General features: G+C 67.2%; 13 protein-coding genes. 6 read left to right on the forward strand and 7 right to left on the reverse strand.

Annotation, left to right across the window (positions count from 1 at the left end; genetic code table 11):
* Positions 1-155: 155 nt before the first annotated feature.
* The 3 genes from ACFX4F_RS18035 to gap form a co-directional block, all read right to left on the reverse strand.
* Entirely contained in the window at positions 156-1,535 is a 1,380-nt protein-coding gene (locus tag ACFX4F_RS18035) for a DUF3999 domain-containing protein (RefSeq protein ID WP_380657597.1), read from the reverse strand.
* The gene (locus ACFX4F_RS18040; protein WP_380657599.1) at positions 1,532-4,216 is read right to left on the reverse strand and encodes a DUF2339 domain-containing protein; all 2,685 of its coding nucleotides are present in this window, start codon (positions 4,214-4,216) and stop codon (positions 1,532-1,534) included. Before ACFX4F_RS18040 ends, ACFX4F_RS18035 begins: the two co-directional genes overlap by 4 nt.
* A gap of 129 nt (positions 4,217-4,345) precedes the next feature.
* On the reverse strand, positions 4,346-5,350 hold the full coding sequence (gene gap / locus ACFX4F_RS18045) for a type I glyceraldehyde-3-phosphate dehydrogenase (RefSeq protein ID WP_025874252.1): 1,005 nt from the start codon (positions 5,348-5,350) through the stop codon (positions 4,346-4,348).
* A gap of 193 nt (positions 5,351-5,543) precedes the next feature.
* Here gap and ACFX4F_RS18050 point away from each other — a divergent pair, with 193 nt between their 5' ends.
* From ACFX4F_RS18050 to ACFX4F_RS18060, 3 genes are all read left to right on the forward strand, one after another.
* Positions 5,544-6,173, forward strand: a complete 630-nt coding sequence (locus ACFX4F_RS18050) for an OmpW family protein (RefSeq protein WP_099820845.1) — start codon at positions 5,544-5,546, stop codon at positions 6,171-6,173.
* Positions 6,174-6,740: 567 nt separating this feature from the next.
* Positions 6,741-7,559: a S1/P1 nuclease gene (locus ACFX4F_RS18055; protein WP_089236636.1), complete on the forward strand. Its 819-nt coding sequence runs from the start codon at positions 6,741-6,743 to the stop codon at positions 7,557-7,559.
* A 10-nt stretch (positions 7,560-7,569) separates the two neighbouring features.
* Complete coding sequence (locus ACFX4F_RS18060; protein ID WP_380657602.1) at positions 7,570-8,370, forward strand: MBL fold metallo-hydrolase; 801 nt, start codon at positions 7,570-7,572, stop codon at positions 8,368-8,370.
* A gap of 41 nt (positions 8,371-8,411) precedes the next feature.
* Here ACFX4F_RS18060 and ACFX4F_RS18065 read toward each other — a convergent pair whose 3' ends face one another.
* Genes ACFX4F_RS18065 through ACFX4F_RS18075 form a run of 3 tightly spaced genes read right to left on the reverse strand, consistent with a single transcriptional unit; the run spans position 8,412 to position 10,544 of the window.
* A complete protein-coding gene (locus ACFX4F_RS18065; protein ID WP_380657604.1) occupies positions 8,412-8,972 on the reverse strand; it encodes a hypothetical protein in 561 nt (186 codons plus the stop codon).
* The gene (locus tag ACFX4F_RS18070; protein WP_380657606.1) at positions 8,972-10,186 is read right to left on the reverse strand and encodes a TonB family protein; all 1,215 of its coding nucleotides are present in this window, start codon (positions 10,184-10,186) and stop codon (positions 8,972-8,974) included. The genes ACFX4F_RS18065 and ACFX4F_RS18070 overlap by 1 nt, the downstream gene beginning before the upstream one ends.
* Positions 10,179-10,544: a BlaI/MecI/CopY family transcriptional regulator gene (locus ACFX4F_RS18075; protein WP_380657608.1), complete on the reverse strand. Its 366-nt coding sequence runs from the start codon at positions 10,542-10,544 to the stop codon at positions 10,179-10,181. The genes ACFX4F_RS18070 and ACFX4F_RS18075 overlap by 8 nt, the downstream gene beginning before the upstream one ends.
* A gap of 118 nt (positions 10,545-10,662) precedes the next feature.
* On the opposite strand from ACFX4F_RS18075, the gene ACFX4F_RS18080 reads away from it, so the two are divergent.
* The 3 genes from ACFX4F_RS18080 (at position 10,663) to ACFX4F_RS18090 (ending at position 13,853) form a co-directional block, all read left to right on the forward strand.
* Entirely contained in the window at positions 10,663-11,220 is a 558-nt protein-coding gene (locus ACFX4F_RS18080; protein WP_380657610.1) for a flavin reductase family protein, read from the forward strand.
* Positions 11,221-11,252: 32 nt separating this feature from the next.
* Complete coding sequence (locus tag ACFX4F_RS18085) at positions 11,253-13,205, forward strand: acetyl-CoA hydrolase/transferase C-terminal domain-containing protein (protein ID WP_380657612.1); 1,953 nt, start codon at positions 11,253-11,255, stop codon at positions 13,203-13,205.
* Between the two features lie 99 nt (positions 13,206-13,304).
* Positions 13,305-13,853, forward strand: a complete 549-nt coding sequence (locus tag ACFX4F_RS18090) for an NADAR family protein (protein WP_380657614.1) — start codon at positions 13,305-13,307, stop codon at positions 13,851-13,853.
* 109 nt (positions 13,854-13,962) lie between these two features.
* On the opposite strand, the gene tkt is transcribed toward ACFX4F_RS18090, so the two are convergent.
* Positions 13,963-15,960 carry a transketolase gene (tkt, locus tag ACFX4F_RS18095; RefSeq protein ID WP_099820836.1) on the reverse strand — a complete coding sequence of 666 codons (1,998 nt, stop codon included), beginning with the start codon at positions 15,958-15,960 and terminating at the stop codon, positions 13,963-13,965.
* Positions 15,961-16,140 lie beyond the last annotated feature (180 nt).

The following is a 16,140-nucleotide window of genomic DNA, read 5'->3' on the forward strand; positions in this document are numbered from 1 at the left end:
GCTGGGCAGGGGTGTCAGCCGCATGGATGCGGCTGCCAAGCCTACAGGGACGTACTTGCGGCGTCCCCTGCCCAGCCCACCCGCCCGGCCAAGCGCGGCTTTTGCTCTACGCAACCAACCGACCACCCACGAGGGGCTGCGCCGTTCGCTGCAAACTACGCCGAAGGCGACGGCTTCTGCTTCAGCAGGCTCAACGCCAGTCCGCCGACAACCAGCACCCCCAGTCCCAGCAGCGCCCACAGCAGCCACGCCTTCCAGTCGTGCTGCGGCTTCAGCGCCGCATCACCGGCCAGCGTCTCCGGACTGCCTTCCAAGCGTGCCAGCGTCGGCTGCCACGACGGATCATTGCGCTGGCGCAGTTCCTCGATCAGCACCGTGATCGGTGCCTCCGCGCGGCGCGCGGTGGTACTGCCCACGGCCAGTGCGTAGGGCGCCGCGCCCTGGCTGAGGAACACCATCACTTCCGGTTGATAGCCCAGGCGCAGGGTCGGGGCGCTGGTGGTCTCCACCGGGCTCGCGACCAGCTTCCAGTAGCGGTCGCGGTACATGCCGCCCAGCGGTTGTGCCGCCGATTGCTGGCGCTGGCCCGGTGCGCCCTGCTGCAGCTGATAGGCGATCCACGGCGCGCTGCGGCGCTGCCACTCCGCGGCAGCGTCATCGCGACTGAACAGGGTCCACTGCACCAGGCTGTTGTCGGTGCTGGCCACATCGGCGCGGGTCACCGGGAAGCGACCATCCAGTTCAAAGGTGAATTCACCCTTGCCCTGCGCGGTCGGTTCCAGCGACAGCCACTCCCACGGCACCGTTGCCGGCGCCGGCGGCAGTTCCGCCAGGACGCTGCGCAGTTCCGGCAGGCGCGCCTCGCCCTGCGGCAGGATCCGCAGGTAGCGCACGTTGCTGTCGACCTGCAGGCGGCGCTGCAGCAGGCGCTTGCCCGCGCGCTGCAGGTCCACCAGGGGGACATCGCGGGCGATCGACTGCCAGTGCTGCAGATCGTCGCTGGCATCAAGCTGCACCTGCGCCTGCAGCGGCTGGCCACTTTCGGCCCAGTCCAGCACCAGTGCCGCCAGCGGTTGCTGGCCGAGCACGCTGGCATCGATCAACCAGCCGCCCTGCCCGTTTGCCACCGCACCACCGCCACCGAGCCGAGCCTCGACCCGGCGCACACGGCCGTCGGTATCGCGCTCGGTCAGCAGCTGCAGGTCGTTGCGCTGGGCCTCGGCCAGCGGTGGCAGCGGGAACCACGGCAGCTCGCGCTGCACCGGCGGCTGCGCCAACGGCTGGTCCGGTGCCAGCAGCGCCGACGGCAGTGCCTGACCGGCGGCGTTGAACACCTGCAGGTCGCCCAGATCGGCGGCGCCTGCGCGGCGGTAGATCGCCGGCTCCAGCACCACCCGGTAGGCACCGGATTGCGCGCTGGACAGGCTCAGCGGCCATTGTTCGGCGTACTGCGCGCGGTAGTCCGTGGCCTGCGCGGCAACCGCACCGGCCACGCCGAACAAGACCGGCAGCAACACTCGGCTCCACTTTCTCATTGGTTTTCCTCCACGGTTGGCGGCGCGCTCGGCGGCGCGGGCGCCAGGTAGCCCACCACGGTGCACAGCAGGCCGTAGGCGATGAACGATGCGATTCCCAGCAGGTTGCCCAGGTGCTGGCGGTCGATCAGCACCAGCTTGGCCAGTACCACGGCCATCAACACGGCACCGACCATCCACAGCACACGCTGGCCGCGACGCGAGCCCCACACCCAGGCGATCACGCCGAGCACGCTCCACAACACGGTCAGGCTGGTCTGCGCCAGGCTGAAGCGGGCCATTGTCGGATCCCAGGCCACCCCGCCCCAGTGATGCACGCCATGCAGCACGGTGCTGGTCAACGCGATGAAACCGGCTACGGCCAGCACCGGCACACGCAACCGCTGCAGCGGCGCCGGTCCCTGCGCGTCATACAGCCAGCGCGCGATCAGCAACAGGCTGACCCACTGTGCCAGTTCGGCAGGATTGAGCAGCGGCAGCCACGGCAACGGCGTGGCGTCACCCGCCAGGGTCAGGCCGAACAACCAGGCCAACGCCAGCACCGCGAAAATCACGCTCTGCAGCGGCAGGCGCACCGGATCAAACGCAGCACCCAGCGGCCAGCGCAGCACGTTCCAGCGCCACAGCGACAGTGCCGCCAGCAGCAACCACGGCAGGGTCACCAGCAGCGCGGTCCAGCCCTGCGCCAGGCGCGCGTCGCCGCCGCCCCACAGGGCCAGCAGCGAAAGCAGCGACGGCCACAGCAGCCACCACAGGAACTGCGCGATACGGGCCACGCCGCCACTGCCCTGACGCAGGCACAGCAGGCTGCGCACGCCGAGCACAGCGAACACTGCCCACGCCAATGCGCCGTAGCCCGCAAACGGCTGCTGGTGCGCGTCGCTTTGCAGCAGCGCCAACGGGAAGCCCGCCGCCAGCATCGCCAGCGCGGTCACGCCGAGCGCACGCGCCGGCATGCGGCGCTGTACTTCCGACGCCAGCCAGGCGGTGACGGCGGCCAGCACCAGCACGGCATCGGCCTGCACCGAATGCGGGAAGAAGCGGCCGATTTCATGCACCAGGCCGCCCAACCACCACAGCAGGCCCCACAGGTAGTACGCCAGGGCGATGTCATGGCGCTGCCTGCGCTGATAGCTCCACGCGGCCGCGAAACCTGCCACGGCCAGCAGCAGCGCGCCGATCGCGGTCGGGTTGAGCAGGAAGCGCTGGTCCTGGTGCCAATGGTCGGCACCCACCACGAACGCGAATGCGGCGGCGAGCTGCAGCAGCGCACCGGTCACCTGCGGCAACCAGCGCTTCTGGCGCAACCCCAGCCAGGCCAGACCGGCGCCTTCCAGCGCGAATACCGCGCCGGTGGCCCGCGCCGAGAATGCCAACGGCACCGCCAGCGTCGCAAAGCCCACCGCCAGTACCGCATGCGACTGCGCCAGCACCGTGTACGACGCGCGCGCAATCAGCGCCCGTGCCAGCAGCGCATAGATCGCGGCCAGGCCCAGCGCACACAGGGCCAGCGTCATCGGTTGTTCGTGCAGCATGCCGGCCTGCAGCGAGAAGGCGATCAGCGGCGTGCCGAACACCAGGCTGCCGTCGACCAGATCGCGCCGCCCGGCCGGCTGCCGGCGCGCATACAACAGCGGAATCAGCAGGTAGAAGGCGAAGAACAGCAGCAGGAACGGTTCGGTGCTGGCGAACTTGGCTGCGTCGTACTGCAGCACGCCCCAGAACGTGCCGATGCCGAAGGTGAACGCGAAACCGAGCAGGTTCAGCACACGCCACGGCCGATACCAGGCGATGGCGAAAATGCCCGCGTTGAGCACGGCGTAGTAGCTGAACAGCCCGACGTGGTTGCCACTGCCGGTGGACAGCCACAGCGGCGCCATGAAGCCCGCCAGGATGCCCAGCACCGCCAACGTGCGCGAGTTCTGCACCACCGCCAGCACGCACAGCCCCGCCACCAGCGCGATCGAGCTGGCAAAAGCGAAACCGGGCGCGAGCAGATCGAAGCGCTTGAAGGCAGCGAAGATGGTCAGCAGCAGCACGCCGATGGCGCCGCCCTGCAGGGCCAGCGCGAACATCCGCCGGCGCTCGCGCTGGTGCCAGCCGAAGGCCAGCAGGCCCAGCGCACCGACGGTGATGCCCGCCAGCCGCAGTTCGACCGGCACCACCAGCCAGCCTTGATCGCTGACGTACTTGAGCAGCGCGGCGACACCGGCCAGCAGCACCAGCATGCCGATCTTCACCGGCACGTTGCCCTGGGTGAACCAGTGTTTGACCGCGCCAATCGCGCGCTCGACCAGGTTCGGCAGGGCCGGTTCTGCCGGCAACGGCGGCAATGCGGGCTCCGGTGGCAACGGTGGTGGCGGCAGCGGACGCGCGGGCTGGGCCGGCAGCGGCAACTCTTCGCGGGCGGCGACCGGCGCTGATGCAGGGGTTGCCGTGGGCCGCAGGAACGAGGGCTCGCTGCTGGGCTCGCGTGTTGCCGCAGGCGCGCGCGGCGGCTCGGCTACGGCCGAGGGCGCACGGCCTACCGTCCCGACCGGGATGGGCGCGACCTGCACGGTCTGTGCGGCCTCCAGCGCGGCGACCCGCCGGCGCAGGCCGGCAATCATCACCAGCGCCACCACCAGCAGCAGCGGTATCGCCAGCAGGACCAGTACTGCCAGGACCAAGAGTGCTTCCATTCCTCGCCTTCCAATGCGATCCCGCGCGCCACGATGGCGGCGGTCGACCGGCCCATGCTACGTCAGGCCGGGCCCCTTAAACGACGAACCCCGGCCAGGCCGGGGTTCGTGCGACGATCTTCGCAGGCCTTACTTGGCTGCGACGACCTTGGCCATTTCCAGGCACTTGTTGGAGTAGCCCCACTCGTTGTCGTACCACGACACGAGCTTGACGAAGGTGCCGTCGAGGGCGATGCCGGCGTCGGCATCGAACACCGAAGTGTGGGTTTCACCGCGGAAATCGGTGGCAACCACCTTGTCCTCGGTGTAGCCCAGGATGCCCTTCAGCGCGCCTTCGCTCTGTGCCTTCACTTCGGCGCAGATCTCGGCGTAGGTCGCTTCCTTTTCCAGCTCGACGGTCAGATCGACCACCGACACGTCCGAGGTCGGCACGCGGAAGCTCATGCCGGTCAGCTTCTTGTTCAGTTCCGGAATGACCACGCCGACGGCCTTGGCCGCACCGGTGGAGGACGGAATGATGTTCTCCAGGATGCCGCGGCCGCCGCGCCAGTCCTTGTTGGACGGGCCATCGACGGTCTTCTGGGTGGCGGTGGCCGCATGCACGGTGGTCATCAGGCCGCGCTTGATGCCCCACTTGTCATTGATGACCTTGGCCAGCGGCGCCAGGCAGTTGGTGGTGCACGAGGCGTTGGAGATGATCGCCTGGCCGGCGTAGGTCTTGTCGTTCACGCCGAACACGAACATCGGCGTGTCGTCCTTCGACGGTGCCGACAGGATGACCTTCTTGGCGCCGGCATCGATGTGCTTCTGCGCGCTGACCTTGTCCAGGAACAGGCCGGTGGCTTCGAGCACGACGTCAACGCCGACTTCGTCCCACTTCAGGTTGGACGGATCGCGTTCCTGGGTCAGGCGGATCTTCTTGCCGTTGACCAGCAGATCCTTGCCATCGACGGCTACGTCGGCCTTGAAACGACCGTGCACGGAGTCGTACTTGAGCATGTAGGCCAGGTAATCCGGCTCCAGCAGATCGTTGATGGCCACGATTTCGATGTCGTCGCCGAAGTTCAGCACCGCCGAGCGCAGGACGTTACGCCCGATGCGACCGAAACCGTTGATACCAACCTTGATTGCCATGTTCTCAAGCTCCTGCAGCCGCGACAGGTGCGGCGGGGTGGATAGGGCCCACAAGTCTAGCAGGCCGGCCTTGACCACCGCCGGCCAAGGCCGCCGCCCGGACGGGGGCCGGACAGGATTTGATCCGGATCAAAGCGTTAGCGCGGCGTGAGGCCGAGACTGGCCACATCCACCCAGCAACGAGATCACCCCCATGCGCAAGACCTCCCCCCTGATCGTGGCCAGCCTGGCCGCCGCCCTGTCGCTGGCCGCTGCTCCGGCCATGGCCCAGTCCAAGGGTGACTGGACCATTTCTGCCGGCGTGCACCAGGTCGCCCCGAAGTCGAACAACGGCTGGCTGGCCGGCGGCACCCTGAAGGTCGACGTCGACAACGACGTCAAGCCGACCATCACCGGTGAGTATTTCATCGCCGACAACCTCGGCATCGAAGTGCTGGCGGCGTTGCCCTTCAAGCACGACATCAACATCAACGGCCTGGGCCGCGTGGGCAGCACCAAGCAGCTGCCGCCGGTGGTCACCCTGCAGTACCACTTCAACAGCAAGGGCAAGGTGTCGCCGTTCGTCGGCGCCGGCCTGAACTACACCACCTTCTTCAGCGAAGACACCACCGGTGCGCTGGCAGGCAGCAAGTTGAAGCTGCAGGATTCGTGGGGCCTGGCCGCGCATGCGGGCATCGACTTCGCGATTGGCGAGAAGGGCGCCCTGCGCGTGGACATGCGCTGGATCGACATCGACAGCAAGGTGAAGCTGGACGGCGAGAAGATCGGCACGGTCAACATCGATCCGCTGGTCTACGGCGCGTCCTACGTCTTCAAGTTCTAAGGGGTTGTTTGGCGGGGGCTTCGCCCCCGCTCCCCCGCTACAGGCAAAACCCTCGCAGCATGTTGCCCCGGTATGTGTGTGCCGGGGCTTTTTTGTTGGGCACGACCGGCGCAGGTACCGGTGTGGGTCGAGGCAGGGGAAGGGGCCGGGACACGCCGTAAACCCATCCCTGGGGGCTCGATGGCGCCATCCATGTCGCCAACGGTCCCGTCCCCTTCCCCTGCCTCGCCCTTCCATTTTCCACGCGCGCGCAAGCGCAAGCAGAAGCCGGCAACCGCATTGCGCAGTTGCCGTCGGCTGCATGCGATTGCGGGCTGCAGGATGTGATCCTGCATTTGACTGTGATTCTGCTTTTGTCGTTTGCATCCGCCAACGCGGCCATGTTGGATGGTGGCTGCAGGGGCAGGCGGTGCGGGACCGTCCGCGGCATGGATGCCGCGGCCGAGCCTACAGGGACGTACTTGCGGCGTGTCCCGCAGCGCCTGTCCCTGCAGCCATCCGCCCAGAGAACAGGAACGCGCCGCTTTCCATCAACCACCCATCTCCCCCGCTGGCTAGAATGAGCGGATGAAAGCACTGCACTCCCTGTTCCTCGCCGCCGCCCTCGCGCCGGCCCTGCTGACCCTGTCCGCACCCGCCCATGCCTGGGGCGCGCAAGGCCACCGCCTGGTCGCCGAAGTGGCCGACAGCCGCCTCAACCCGACCGCGCGCACCGAAGTCGACCGCCTGCTGGCCACCGAACCCGGCGCCACCCTGGCCAGCATCGCGCCCTGGGCCGACCAGCTGCGCGCCAAGGACCCCGGCCTGGGCCGTCGCTCGGCCGGCTGGCACTACGTCAACATCGCCGAAGATGGCTGCCATTACGAGGCGCCGAAGCACTGCAAGAGCGGCAACTGCATCGTCGAAGCGCTGAAGGCGCAAAGCGCGATCCTCGGCGACCGCAGCCTGACCGATGGCGAGCGCCTGCAGGCGCTGAAGTTCGTCGTGCACCTGGTCGGCGACATCCATCAGCCGATGCACGCCGGCTACGGCCATGACAAGGGCGGCAACGATTTCCAGCTGCAGTTCGGCAACCGCGGCACCAACCTGCACTCGCTGTGGGACAGCGGCATGCTCAATACCCGCAAGGTCGACGATGCCGGTTACCTGCCGGTGCTGCGCGCGCTGCCGGCGCCGAAGCTGGCACGCCAGTCCAACCCGCAGCGTGATCCGGTCAGCTGGGCTGAAGCCAGCTGCCGCATTTCCGTGCAACCTGGCGTTTACCCTGCCTCGCGTAAGATCGGCGACGACTACACCACGCGCTATCGGCCTGTGGCCGAAGCGCAGCTGCGACTGGCCGGCGAAAACCTGGCGCAGTTGCTGAACCGCGTGCTCGCCACACGCTGAGGAGTATCCGATGTCGGTCCAGGTGCAATCGTTCTTCCACCGTGACAGCAATACCTTCAGCTACCTGGTCAGCGACCCGGCCAGCAGGGAGGCCGCGCTGATCGACCCGGTACTGGATTACGCCCCGGATACCGACGCCAGCAGCGAGTCGCCGGTGCGCGCTATGCTCGACGCCATCGCGCAGCAGCAGCTGCACGTGCGCTGGCTGCTGGAAACCCACGCCCACGCCGACCACGTGTCGGCGGGGCGCCGGCTCAAACAGCGATTCCCACAGGCGACGTTGGCCATCGGCGAAGGCATCCGCGCGGTGCAGGCCACGTTCGCACCGCGCTATGGCCTGCAGCTGCCCGAGGAACATGCGGTCTTCGATCACCTGTTCGCCGATGGCGAGACCTTCGCACTGGGTGAGTTGCAGGGGCGCATCATCGCCGTGCCCGGCCACACCAGCGACAGCATCGCTTATCTGATCGACGATGCTGTCTTCACCGGCGATTCGCTGTTCATGCCCGATGGCGGCACCGCGCGCTGCGACTTCCCCGGCGGCGACGCCGCGCAGCTGTACCGCTCGATCCAGCGCCTGCTTGCCCTGCCCGATGCCACCCGCGTGTTCGTCTGCCACGACTACGGCCCGGGCGGCCGCGATTTCGCCAACGAAACCACCATCGGTGAACAGCGCGCGCACAACATCCACGTGCATGACGGCGTGGCCGAAGCCGAATTTGTCAGCGTTCGTCAGGCGCGTGATGCGACGCTGGCAGAGCCAACGCTGATGCAGCCGGCGGTGAAGGCGAACATCCAGGGCGGAGCGTGAGGGCTGCATAGCCGCCTCATCGCTCCGGCAATGACGCGGCGTCATTTGCCCTGCGTGCGCACCACATGCTGGCCCTTCACGATCTCGAAGGTGAAGGCATACAGCAGGCTCACCGGCACGGGCTCAACGCGCTCGGCGCCTTCGCAGTCGCCACGGTCGTTCGGCACCTTGCCGGGTGCGAAGTGGCAGACGGCGGCGGGTGAATACTTCCACATCGCCACCGCCTCCTGCGCCGCCTGCAGCAGAGGCGCATTCTCGCTTGCCGCGCCTGCAGCGCATTCGCTGCGGTCGACCAGCGCCAGGCTTCGCTCGACAGCGCCTTCGGCATCGATCACCACCTGCAGGCAGATCGTGGTCGGCGCCAGCTCGGTGCGCGGGTCACGATCACCGATCTGCGGATCCGGCGCTGCATACAGCTGCGGCATCCGATAGCCCTCGGTTGCTCCCAGCGTGTACGCCTGCACCTGGCTGCTGCCACCTTTCCCTTCCGCATGCAGGCGTTGATGGCCGACGCTTTCATTGCGGGTATCGACGGTGGTCAGCCGTTCCCGGGTAGCGCAGCCTGCCAGCATCCCCGCTGCCAACAGCAGCGCGATGCGCATCACCTGGCGGTCTCCGTCACGTCGTCGCTCTCATCCATGGCGAAGGTGATCGGAATACGCACGGCACCCGCCACCGGCTTGCCATTCTTCAGCGCCGGGCGATAGGTCCAGCTTCGCGCTGCTGCAATCGATACCGCTTCGAATACGCCCGGATTGGTGGCGCTCACTACACGCACATCGCTGACCGCGCCCTGCGCATCGACGTCGACGCGGAGCACCACGACGCCTGTCTGGCTCTGCTCGAACGCGCTCTTCGGGTAGCTCGGCGGCGGCATCTTGTCGACCCGGATCTCCCGATCCATGACGGCCACCGCTGGTCCGACCGCCATTGCGCCACTCTGGCTGGCCCACGCCACCGCCCCCATCCCCAGGCACAACCCGACCACCAGCACCTGACCCGACACCCACGGCAATGCCTTCCGCTTGGACTGCTGCAACATGGCGATACGCTCCTTCAACACGGGTTGGCTGCGCCAATGGCAGACCGCCGGCGCAACCGGGTGGACCAGCTGCGCCTTCAGCAGCGTGCTGGCGTACAGGCCGCGCAGCGCTGGCTGCGGGGCAATGGTGCGGGCATCGCAGGCCAGTTCCTGGTCACGCAGGAAACGACGTGCGGCCCATGGCTGCAACGGGTGGAACCAGAACATCGCGCGCATCAGCAGCAGCACGCCGTTGGCCCAGTGATCGCCGTTGCGACGATGGCTGCGCTCGTGCTGCAGGATCAGGCGCTGCTCCTGCACGGTGAACTGCTGGTCGAAATCGGGGCCGACCACGATGCGCGGCCGCCACAGGCCCACCAGCGCGGGTAGCCCAGGATCGCCACTGGCCTGCCAGCTGCCATCGGCACGCGCCCGCAGGCCGCCCATGCCACGTTCGAAGCGACGCTGTGCGCGCAGGTCGCGCAGCAGGCAGAGGCCCGCGCCCAGTATCCACACCAGCAACAGCACCCAGGGCCACTGCATCGACGCCGTTGGCAGGCCTTCCACTGCTTCGGGCACGACCTTCAGCGGCAAGGTCGGCACATGCTGCAACAGCGCGACCTGCGGCAGGGGAAGCAACAGCGCCGCGAGCAGCAGCGGCAGCAGCCACCAGCTGCGATACACCAGTCCAGCGCCGCCCAGTCGCACCAGCAGCGGCCGCACCGCCGCCTGCAGGACCACGCCCAGCGCCAGCCACAGGCTGGCCTGCCACAGCCCATCAAGCAGCTCATTCATGGTCCAGCTCCTGGATCAGCTTCTTCAGTTCGGTGATGTCCTGCGCGCTGAGCTGGCCGCGCTCGCTGAAATGCGCCACGAGCGGCGCCACACGGCCTTCAAACACACGCCCGATGAAGTCCTGGCTCTGCGTCTCGACCCATGCCTGGCGCTGCAGCAGCGGCCGGTACAGATAGCGCCGGCCGTCGCGCTCGGCGGCGATGGCGCCCTTGGTCAGCAGGCGGTTGAGCAGGGTCTTGATGGTCGGCTCGGCCCAGTCGCGGTGGGCCAGAGCGGCCACGACCTCATCGGCGGTACGCGGTGCCTGCTGCCACAGCACCTCCATCACTACGGCCTCGGCTTCGCTGATCGGGGTCATGGTTTACATCCGTAATCGACAATTCGATTACGCGCGTAATCGAACCGACTGTCAACCCCTCGACCCGTACTTCATCGCGCCTGCGCCAGCATGGGGGGCCTCCACCGCAGGTACCGGCATGAAGCCTTTGCGCAAGCGTGATTTCCCGGTCGAGCAGGCCCGGCGCTTTCTCGAGCCCGGCCCCATCGTGCTGGTCAGCACCGCCTGGCGTGGCCAGCGCAACCTGATGACGATGGGCTGGCACATGGTGATGGGCTTCTCGCCCTCGCTGGTGGCCACCTACCTGTGGAACGAGAACCACAGCTTCGGCCTGGCCCGTGGCAGCGGCGAGTGCGTGATCAACGTACCCGCGGTCGAACTGCTGGACACCGTGGTCGACATCGGCAACTGCAGTGGCCGCGACGTCGACAAGTTCGAACGGTTCGGCCTGGATGCGGTGCCGGCGCGGGACGTGGGGGCGCCGCTGGTGGGCCAGTGCCATTCCAGTTTCGAGTGCCGCCTGCATGACGACAGCCAGGTCGAATCGAGCAATCTCTTCATCTGGGAAATCGTGCGCGCGCACGTGGCGCCGCGCCCCAAGCTGCCGCGCACGGTGCATTACCGCGGCGATGGCCGGTTCATGGTGTCCGGCGCCGAAGTCTCGCGTCGACGGCGGTTCAAGCCCGACATGCTGTAATGCCAGCACTCCCCCCAGCAGGACCGCCCCGGATGACCGAACACCTCACCGACCTCGACGCCGCCGTTGACTGGCTGTTCGCGCGCGTGGATGGGCCGCTGCGGATCGGTGCGCCGCTGGCGCTGGGCAAACCTCACCGCCTGCTCAACGCCCTGTATGCGCGTGTGGAACAGGATCCGTCACGGCCGCTGCAGCTGTATACCGCCCTGTCGTTGAACCCGCCGCGGGCGAAGGGAGACGGCCTGGAAGCGCGCTTCATGGCGCCGTTCGCGGCGCGCCATTTCGGTGAAGACTTCCCGCGCCTTGCCTACGCCGATGCAATCGCGCGCGACGCATTGCCGGCGCATGTGCAGGTGGAAGAGTTCTACATGCAGTCCGGTGCCCTGCTCGGCTCGCGGCAGGCGCAGTCCAGCTACACCAGCCTCAACTACACCCACGCTGCCGACGCCGTGGCCCAGCGCGCGCCGCAGGTGATCGTGCAGAAAGTAGCGATGCGCCCGGATGACCGGCGCCTGTCGCTGTCCTGCAACAACGACATCACCCAGGACACGCTGGACGCGATGATCGCGCGCGGCCTGCCGCGCCCGCTGCTGGTTGCCGAGATCGATCCGCAGCTGCCGTATCTGGGTGGCACGGCCACGGTCGACGTGTCCTTCTTCGATCTGGTCATCACCCCGCCGCCACCGTATCCGGCGTTGTTCGGGCTGCCGCGGCAACCGGTGGCCGACGCCGACTACGCCATCGGCCTGTATGCCAGCACCCTGGTGCGCGACGGCGGCACGCTGCAGATCGGCATCGGCACCTTGGCCGATGCACTCAGCCATGCACTGGTACTGCGCCACACCGACAACGCGCGCTACCGGCGCGTGCTGGATGCGCTGGACCCGCAACTGGCCAGCCATCCGCTGGTACAGGAGATCGGCGGGCTGGAGCCGTTCGAGATCGGCCTGTACGGCTGCAGCGAAATGCTCAACGAGGGCTTCCGCCGGCTGGTGCAGACCGGCGTGATCAAGCGCAAGGTGCATGATGACCTGGCGTTGATGCAACGCATCGAGAACGGCAGCACGCTGTCCATCGACCACGCCACGCTGGAGGCGGAGGGCGAATACCTGCACGGCGCGTTCTACCTGGGCTCATCCGAATTCTACGAATGGCTGCGCACCCTGCCCGAGGACGAATGCCGGGCGATCGGCATGCGCCGCATCAGCGAGATCAACCAGTTGTACGGCGGCAACGAAACACTGGAACGCCTGCAGCGCCGGCACGCGCGCTTCTTCAATTCCTGCATGATGGCCACCGCACTGGGCGCAGCGGTGTCCGATGCACTGGAAGACGGCCGTGTGGTCTCCGGTGTGGGCGGCCAGTACAACTTCGTGGCGATGGCGCATGCGCTGCCGGAAGCGCGCAGTGTGTTGATGTTCCGCGCCGCCCGTGATGATCGCGGCCAGCGCGAATCCAATGTGCGCTGGAATTACGGGCACACGACCATTCCGCGCCACCTGCGTGACATCTATCTCAACGAGTACGGCATCGCCGATGTGCGCGGCCTGACCGATGACGACTGCGTGCACGCGATGGCGGCGATCACCGAGGCGCCGTTCCAGGACGCACTGCTGCAGCAGGCCTTCGCGGCGCGCAAGCTGGCAGCAACGGCACAACCCGATGTGCAGCGGCAGCAGCGCAACACACCACAGGCACTGGCGGCGACGCTGGCGCAGTTCCGCAACGATGGCACCCTGCCCGATTATCCTTTGGGCAGCGACTTCAACGAGATCGAACAGGTGCTGGTGAAGGCGCTGGGCTGGTTGAAGGCCAACACGCAGACGCGCGGCAGCAAGCTGCGCACCGTGTGGGACGCGCTGTGGCAGCCTGCAGGTGATGGCGACGCGGTGTACCTGCAGCGGATGGAACTGCAGTCGCCCAAGGACTTCGGCGAACGGCTCAATGCACGGTTGTTGAGGCTGGCCCTGGCACGCACCGCGTAATCGCGCGGATGGTAGCGCCGGGCCATGCCCGGCGGATAACGATCAGTGCCAACCAGGGTTGGCACCTACCGCAGTGGCGCGGCACGCTATCCTGTGCGGATGAACAACGATTCCCGTTTCCTGCATGACCTGCAACGCCGCCAAGCCGATGGCGAGCACCTGCGCTATCTCTGCTTCTGGGGCCACCAGCCGCCGCGCACGGGCGTGGCGGCGTCGTGTTTCAGCCAGTGGTACGACGCAGGTTTCAACATCGACGGCGTGCACTACCCCACCGCCGAGCACTTCATGATGGCCGGCAAAGCGCGACTGTTTGGTGCCACCGACATCCTCGAACAGGTTCTCGCCAGCCGCACGCCTGACAAGGTGAAAACGCTGGGCCGGAAGATCGAGGGCTTCGACGAGGCTCTCTGGGCGCAGGCGCGCTACGCCCTGGTGGTCGAAGGCAATCGGGCCAAGTTCTCGCAGAATGCGGCGCTGGGCGATTTCCTGCGCGCCACGGAAGATCAGGTCCTGGTGGAAGCCAGTCCGGTGGATGTTGTCTGGGGAATCGGCCTGGCCAAGGATCACGCCGACGCGCACAACCCGGCGCAGTGGCGCGGATTGAATCTTTTGGGGTTTGCGCTGATGGACGTGCGGCACGCGATGTAACGCCTATCCACGCATGGCGTGGATCTACTGACGCGCGGGCGATTCGTTTCGCTCCGCAAACGAGAAAGGCCGGCTAGCGCCGGCCTCCCCGTATTCCATGCAGCGCGGCTTACAGCGCCTTGGCCGCTTCCACCACGTGCGCGGTGGTGATGCCGAAGTGCTGGTACAGCTTGTCGGCCGGGGCCGACGCACCGAAGGTGTCGATACCGATCACTGCGCCGTCCAGGCCGACGAACTGGCGCCAGAAGCCGGTGATGCCGGCTTCGATCGCCACGCGCTTGCGCACGGCGTTCGGCAGCACCGATTCGCGGTAGGCCGCATCCTGGCGCAGGAACACATCGGTGGACGGCATCGAGACCACGCGGGTCTTCAGGCCGGCCGCGTCCAGCTGCGCCTTCGCCTCGGTCGCCAGCGAGACTTCCGAACCGGTCGCGATCAGGATCACGTCCGGGGTGCCGGCAGCATCGGCCAGCACATAGCCGCCACGCTCGATCTGTGCGATCTGCTCGGCGTCGCGCGGCTGGTGCGGCAGGTTCTGGCGGCTGAACACCAGGCAGCTCGGGCCGTCCTGGCGGGTGATCGCAGCCTTCCAGCTCACGGCCGACTCGACCGCATCGCACGGGCGCCACACGTCGTTGTTCGGGATGTAGCGCAGCGAGGCCAGGTGCTCCACCGGCTGGTGGGTCGGGCCGTCTTCGCCCAGGCCGATCGAGTCGTGGGTGTAGACGTGGATGGCGTGGGCCGGGATCAGCGCGCTCATGCGCACGGCATTGCGGGCGTAATCGCTGAACACCAGGAAGGTGGCGTCGAACGGAATGAAACCACCGTGCAGGGCCAGGCCGTTGGCGATCGCGGTCATGCCGAACTCGCGCACACCGTAGTACACGTAGTTGGCATTGGCATCGTCGGTGGCGACGGATTTGCTGCCCTTCCACAGGGTCAGGTTCGAGTGTGCCAGGTCAGCCGAACCGCCCACGATTTCCGGCAGCAGCGGCGCGAACGCCTCGATGGCCAGCTGCGACGCCTTGCGCGAGGCAATGGTCTGGCCTTCGGCGGCAACCTGGGCGATGTAGGCATCGGCCTTGGCAACGAAGTCGGCCGGCAGATCGCCATGCGAGCGACGGGTCAGTTCAGCGGCTTCCGCCGGGTACTGCGCAGCGTACTTGTCGAACTGCTGCTCCCACTCGGCCTGGCGCAGGGTGCCGGTACCGCCGGCACGCCAGCCGGCGTAGATCTCTTCCGGAATCTCGAACGGGCCGTAGTTCCAGTCCAGCGCCTTGCGGGTGGCTTCCAGTTCGTCCTTGCCCAGCGGTGCGCCGTGACTGGATTCCTTGCCGGCCTTGTTCGGCGAACCAAAGCCAATCGTGGTGCGGCAGCAGATCAGGGTCGGCTTGCCGTCCTGCGACAGGGCCGCTTCGATACCGGCCTTGATGCTCTCCGGATCGTGGCCATCGACGCCGCGGATCACGTTCCAGCCATAGGCCTCGAAACGCTCCGGGGTGTTGTCGGTGAACCAGCCTTCGGTGTTGCCGTCGATGGAGATGTGGTTGTCATCCCAGAAGCAGACCAGCTTGTGCAGGCCCCAGGTGCCGGCCAGCGAGGCGGCTTCGTGGGAAATGCCTTCCATCAGGCAGCCGTCACCCATGAACACCCAGGTACGGTGGTCGACGATTTCCAGCTCCGGGCGGTTGAAGCGCTGTGCCAGCAGCTTCTCGGCCAAGGCAAAACCGACGGCATTGGCGAAACCCTGGCCCAGCGGACCGGTGGTGGTCTCCACGCCCGGGGTCTCATGACGCTCCGGATGGCCAGCAGTGTGGCTGCCCAGCTGGCGGAAGGCCTTCAGCTGCTCGATCGGCAGGTCATAGCCGCTCAGGTGCAGCAGCGCGTACTGCAGCATCGAGCCGTGGCCGTTGGACAGCACGAAGCGGTCGCGGTTGAACCACTGCGGGTTGTTCGGGTTGTGACGGTGGTAGTCGTTCCAGAGGACTTCGGCGATGTCGGCCATGCCCATGGGCATGCCGGGGTGGCCGGACTTTGCGGTTTCAACCGCATCGGCGGCGAGGAAGCGGATGGCGTTGGCCAACTGGCGACGGGTAGGCTGCGTCATGGTTCTGTCGGAATCGGGAGGCGGCCGCGGAACTGCGGGCGGCCTATTGTCCCACAGACGCCGGGTGGGGTCAGGCCAACAAGGCGGTAGCGCCGGCCGCTGGCCGGCAACTTCATGATTTCCGCTGGATTCCGCATATGAGAAGGGGTCGGAGCCCTTTCCTGCGGAAAGGGCTCCGAC

Source organism: Stenotrophomonas sp. YIM B13575 (genome assembly GCF_042787595.1).
Classification (GTDB): Bacteria; Pseudomonadota; Gammaproteobacteria; order Xanthomonadales; family Xanthomonadaceae; genus Stenotrophomonas; species Stenotrophomonas lactitubi_B.

Excerpts from the sequence above, each read along its gene's own strand:
- ACFX4F_RS18090 (WP_380657614.1), top strand. The coding sequence starts at position 13,305 with ATGAACAACGATTCCCGTTTCCTGCATGACCTGCAACGCCGCCAAGCC.
- ACFX4F_RS18065 (WP_380657604.1), bottom strand. The coding sequence starts at position 8,972 with ATGCGCATCGCGCTGCTGTTGGCAGCGGGGATGCTGGCAGGCTGCGCT.
- tkt (WP_099820836.1), bottom strand. The coding sequence starts at position 15,960 with ATGACGCAGCCTACCCGTCGCCAGTTGGCCAACGCCATCCGCTTCCTC.
- ACFX4F_RS18070 (WP_380657606.1), bottom strand. The coding sequence starts at position 10,186 with ATGAATGAGCTGCTTGATGGGCTGTGGCAGGCCAGCCTGTGGCTGGCG.
- ACFX4F_RS18075 (WP_380657608.1), bottom strand. The coding sequence starts at position 10,544 with ATGACCCCGATCAGCGAAGCCGAGGCCGTAGTGATGGAGGTGCTGTGG.
- ACFX4F_RS18035 (WP_380657597.1), bottom strand. The coding sequence starts at position 1,535 with ATGAGAAAGTGGAGCCGAGTGTTGCTGCCGGTCTTGTTCGGCGTGGCC.
- gap (WP_025874252.1), bottom strand. The coding sequence starts at position 5,350 with ATGGCAATCAAGGTTGGTATCAACGGTTTCGGTCGCATCGGGCGTAAC.
- ACFX4F_RS18055 (WP_089236636.1), top strand. The coding sequence starts at position 6,741 with ATGAAAGCACTGCACTCCCTGTTCCTCGCCGCCGCCCTCGCGCCGGCC.
- ACFX4F_RS18050 (WP_099820845.1), top strand. The coding sequence starts at position 5,544 with ATGCGCAAGACCTCCCCCCTGATCGTGGCCAGCCTGGCCGCCGCCCTG.
- ACFX4F_RS18085 (WP_380657612.1), top strand. The coding sequence starts at position 11,253 with ATGACCGAACACCTCACCGACCTCGACGCCGCCGTTGACTGGCTGTTC.
- ACFX4F_RS18080 (WP_380657610.1), top strand. The coding sequence starts at position 10,663 with ATGAAGCCTTTGCGCAAGCGTGATTTCCCGGTCGAGCAGGCCCGGCGC.
- ACFX4F_RS18040 (WP_380657599.1), bottom strand. The coding sequence starts at position 4,216 with ATGGAAGCACTCTTGGTCCTGGCAGTACTGGTCCTGCTGGCGATACCG.
- ACFX4F_RS18060 (WP_380657602.1), top strand. The coding sequence starts at position 7,570 with ATGTCGGTCCAGGTGCAATCGTTCTTCCACCGTGACAGCAATACCTTC.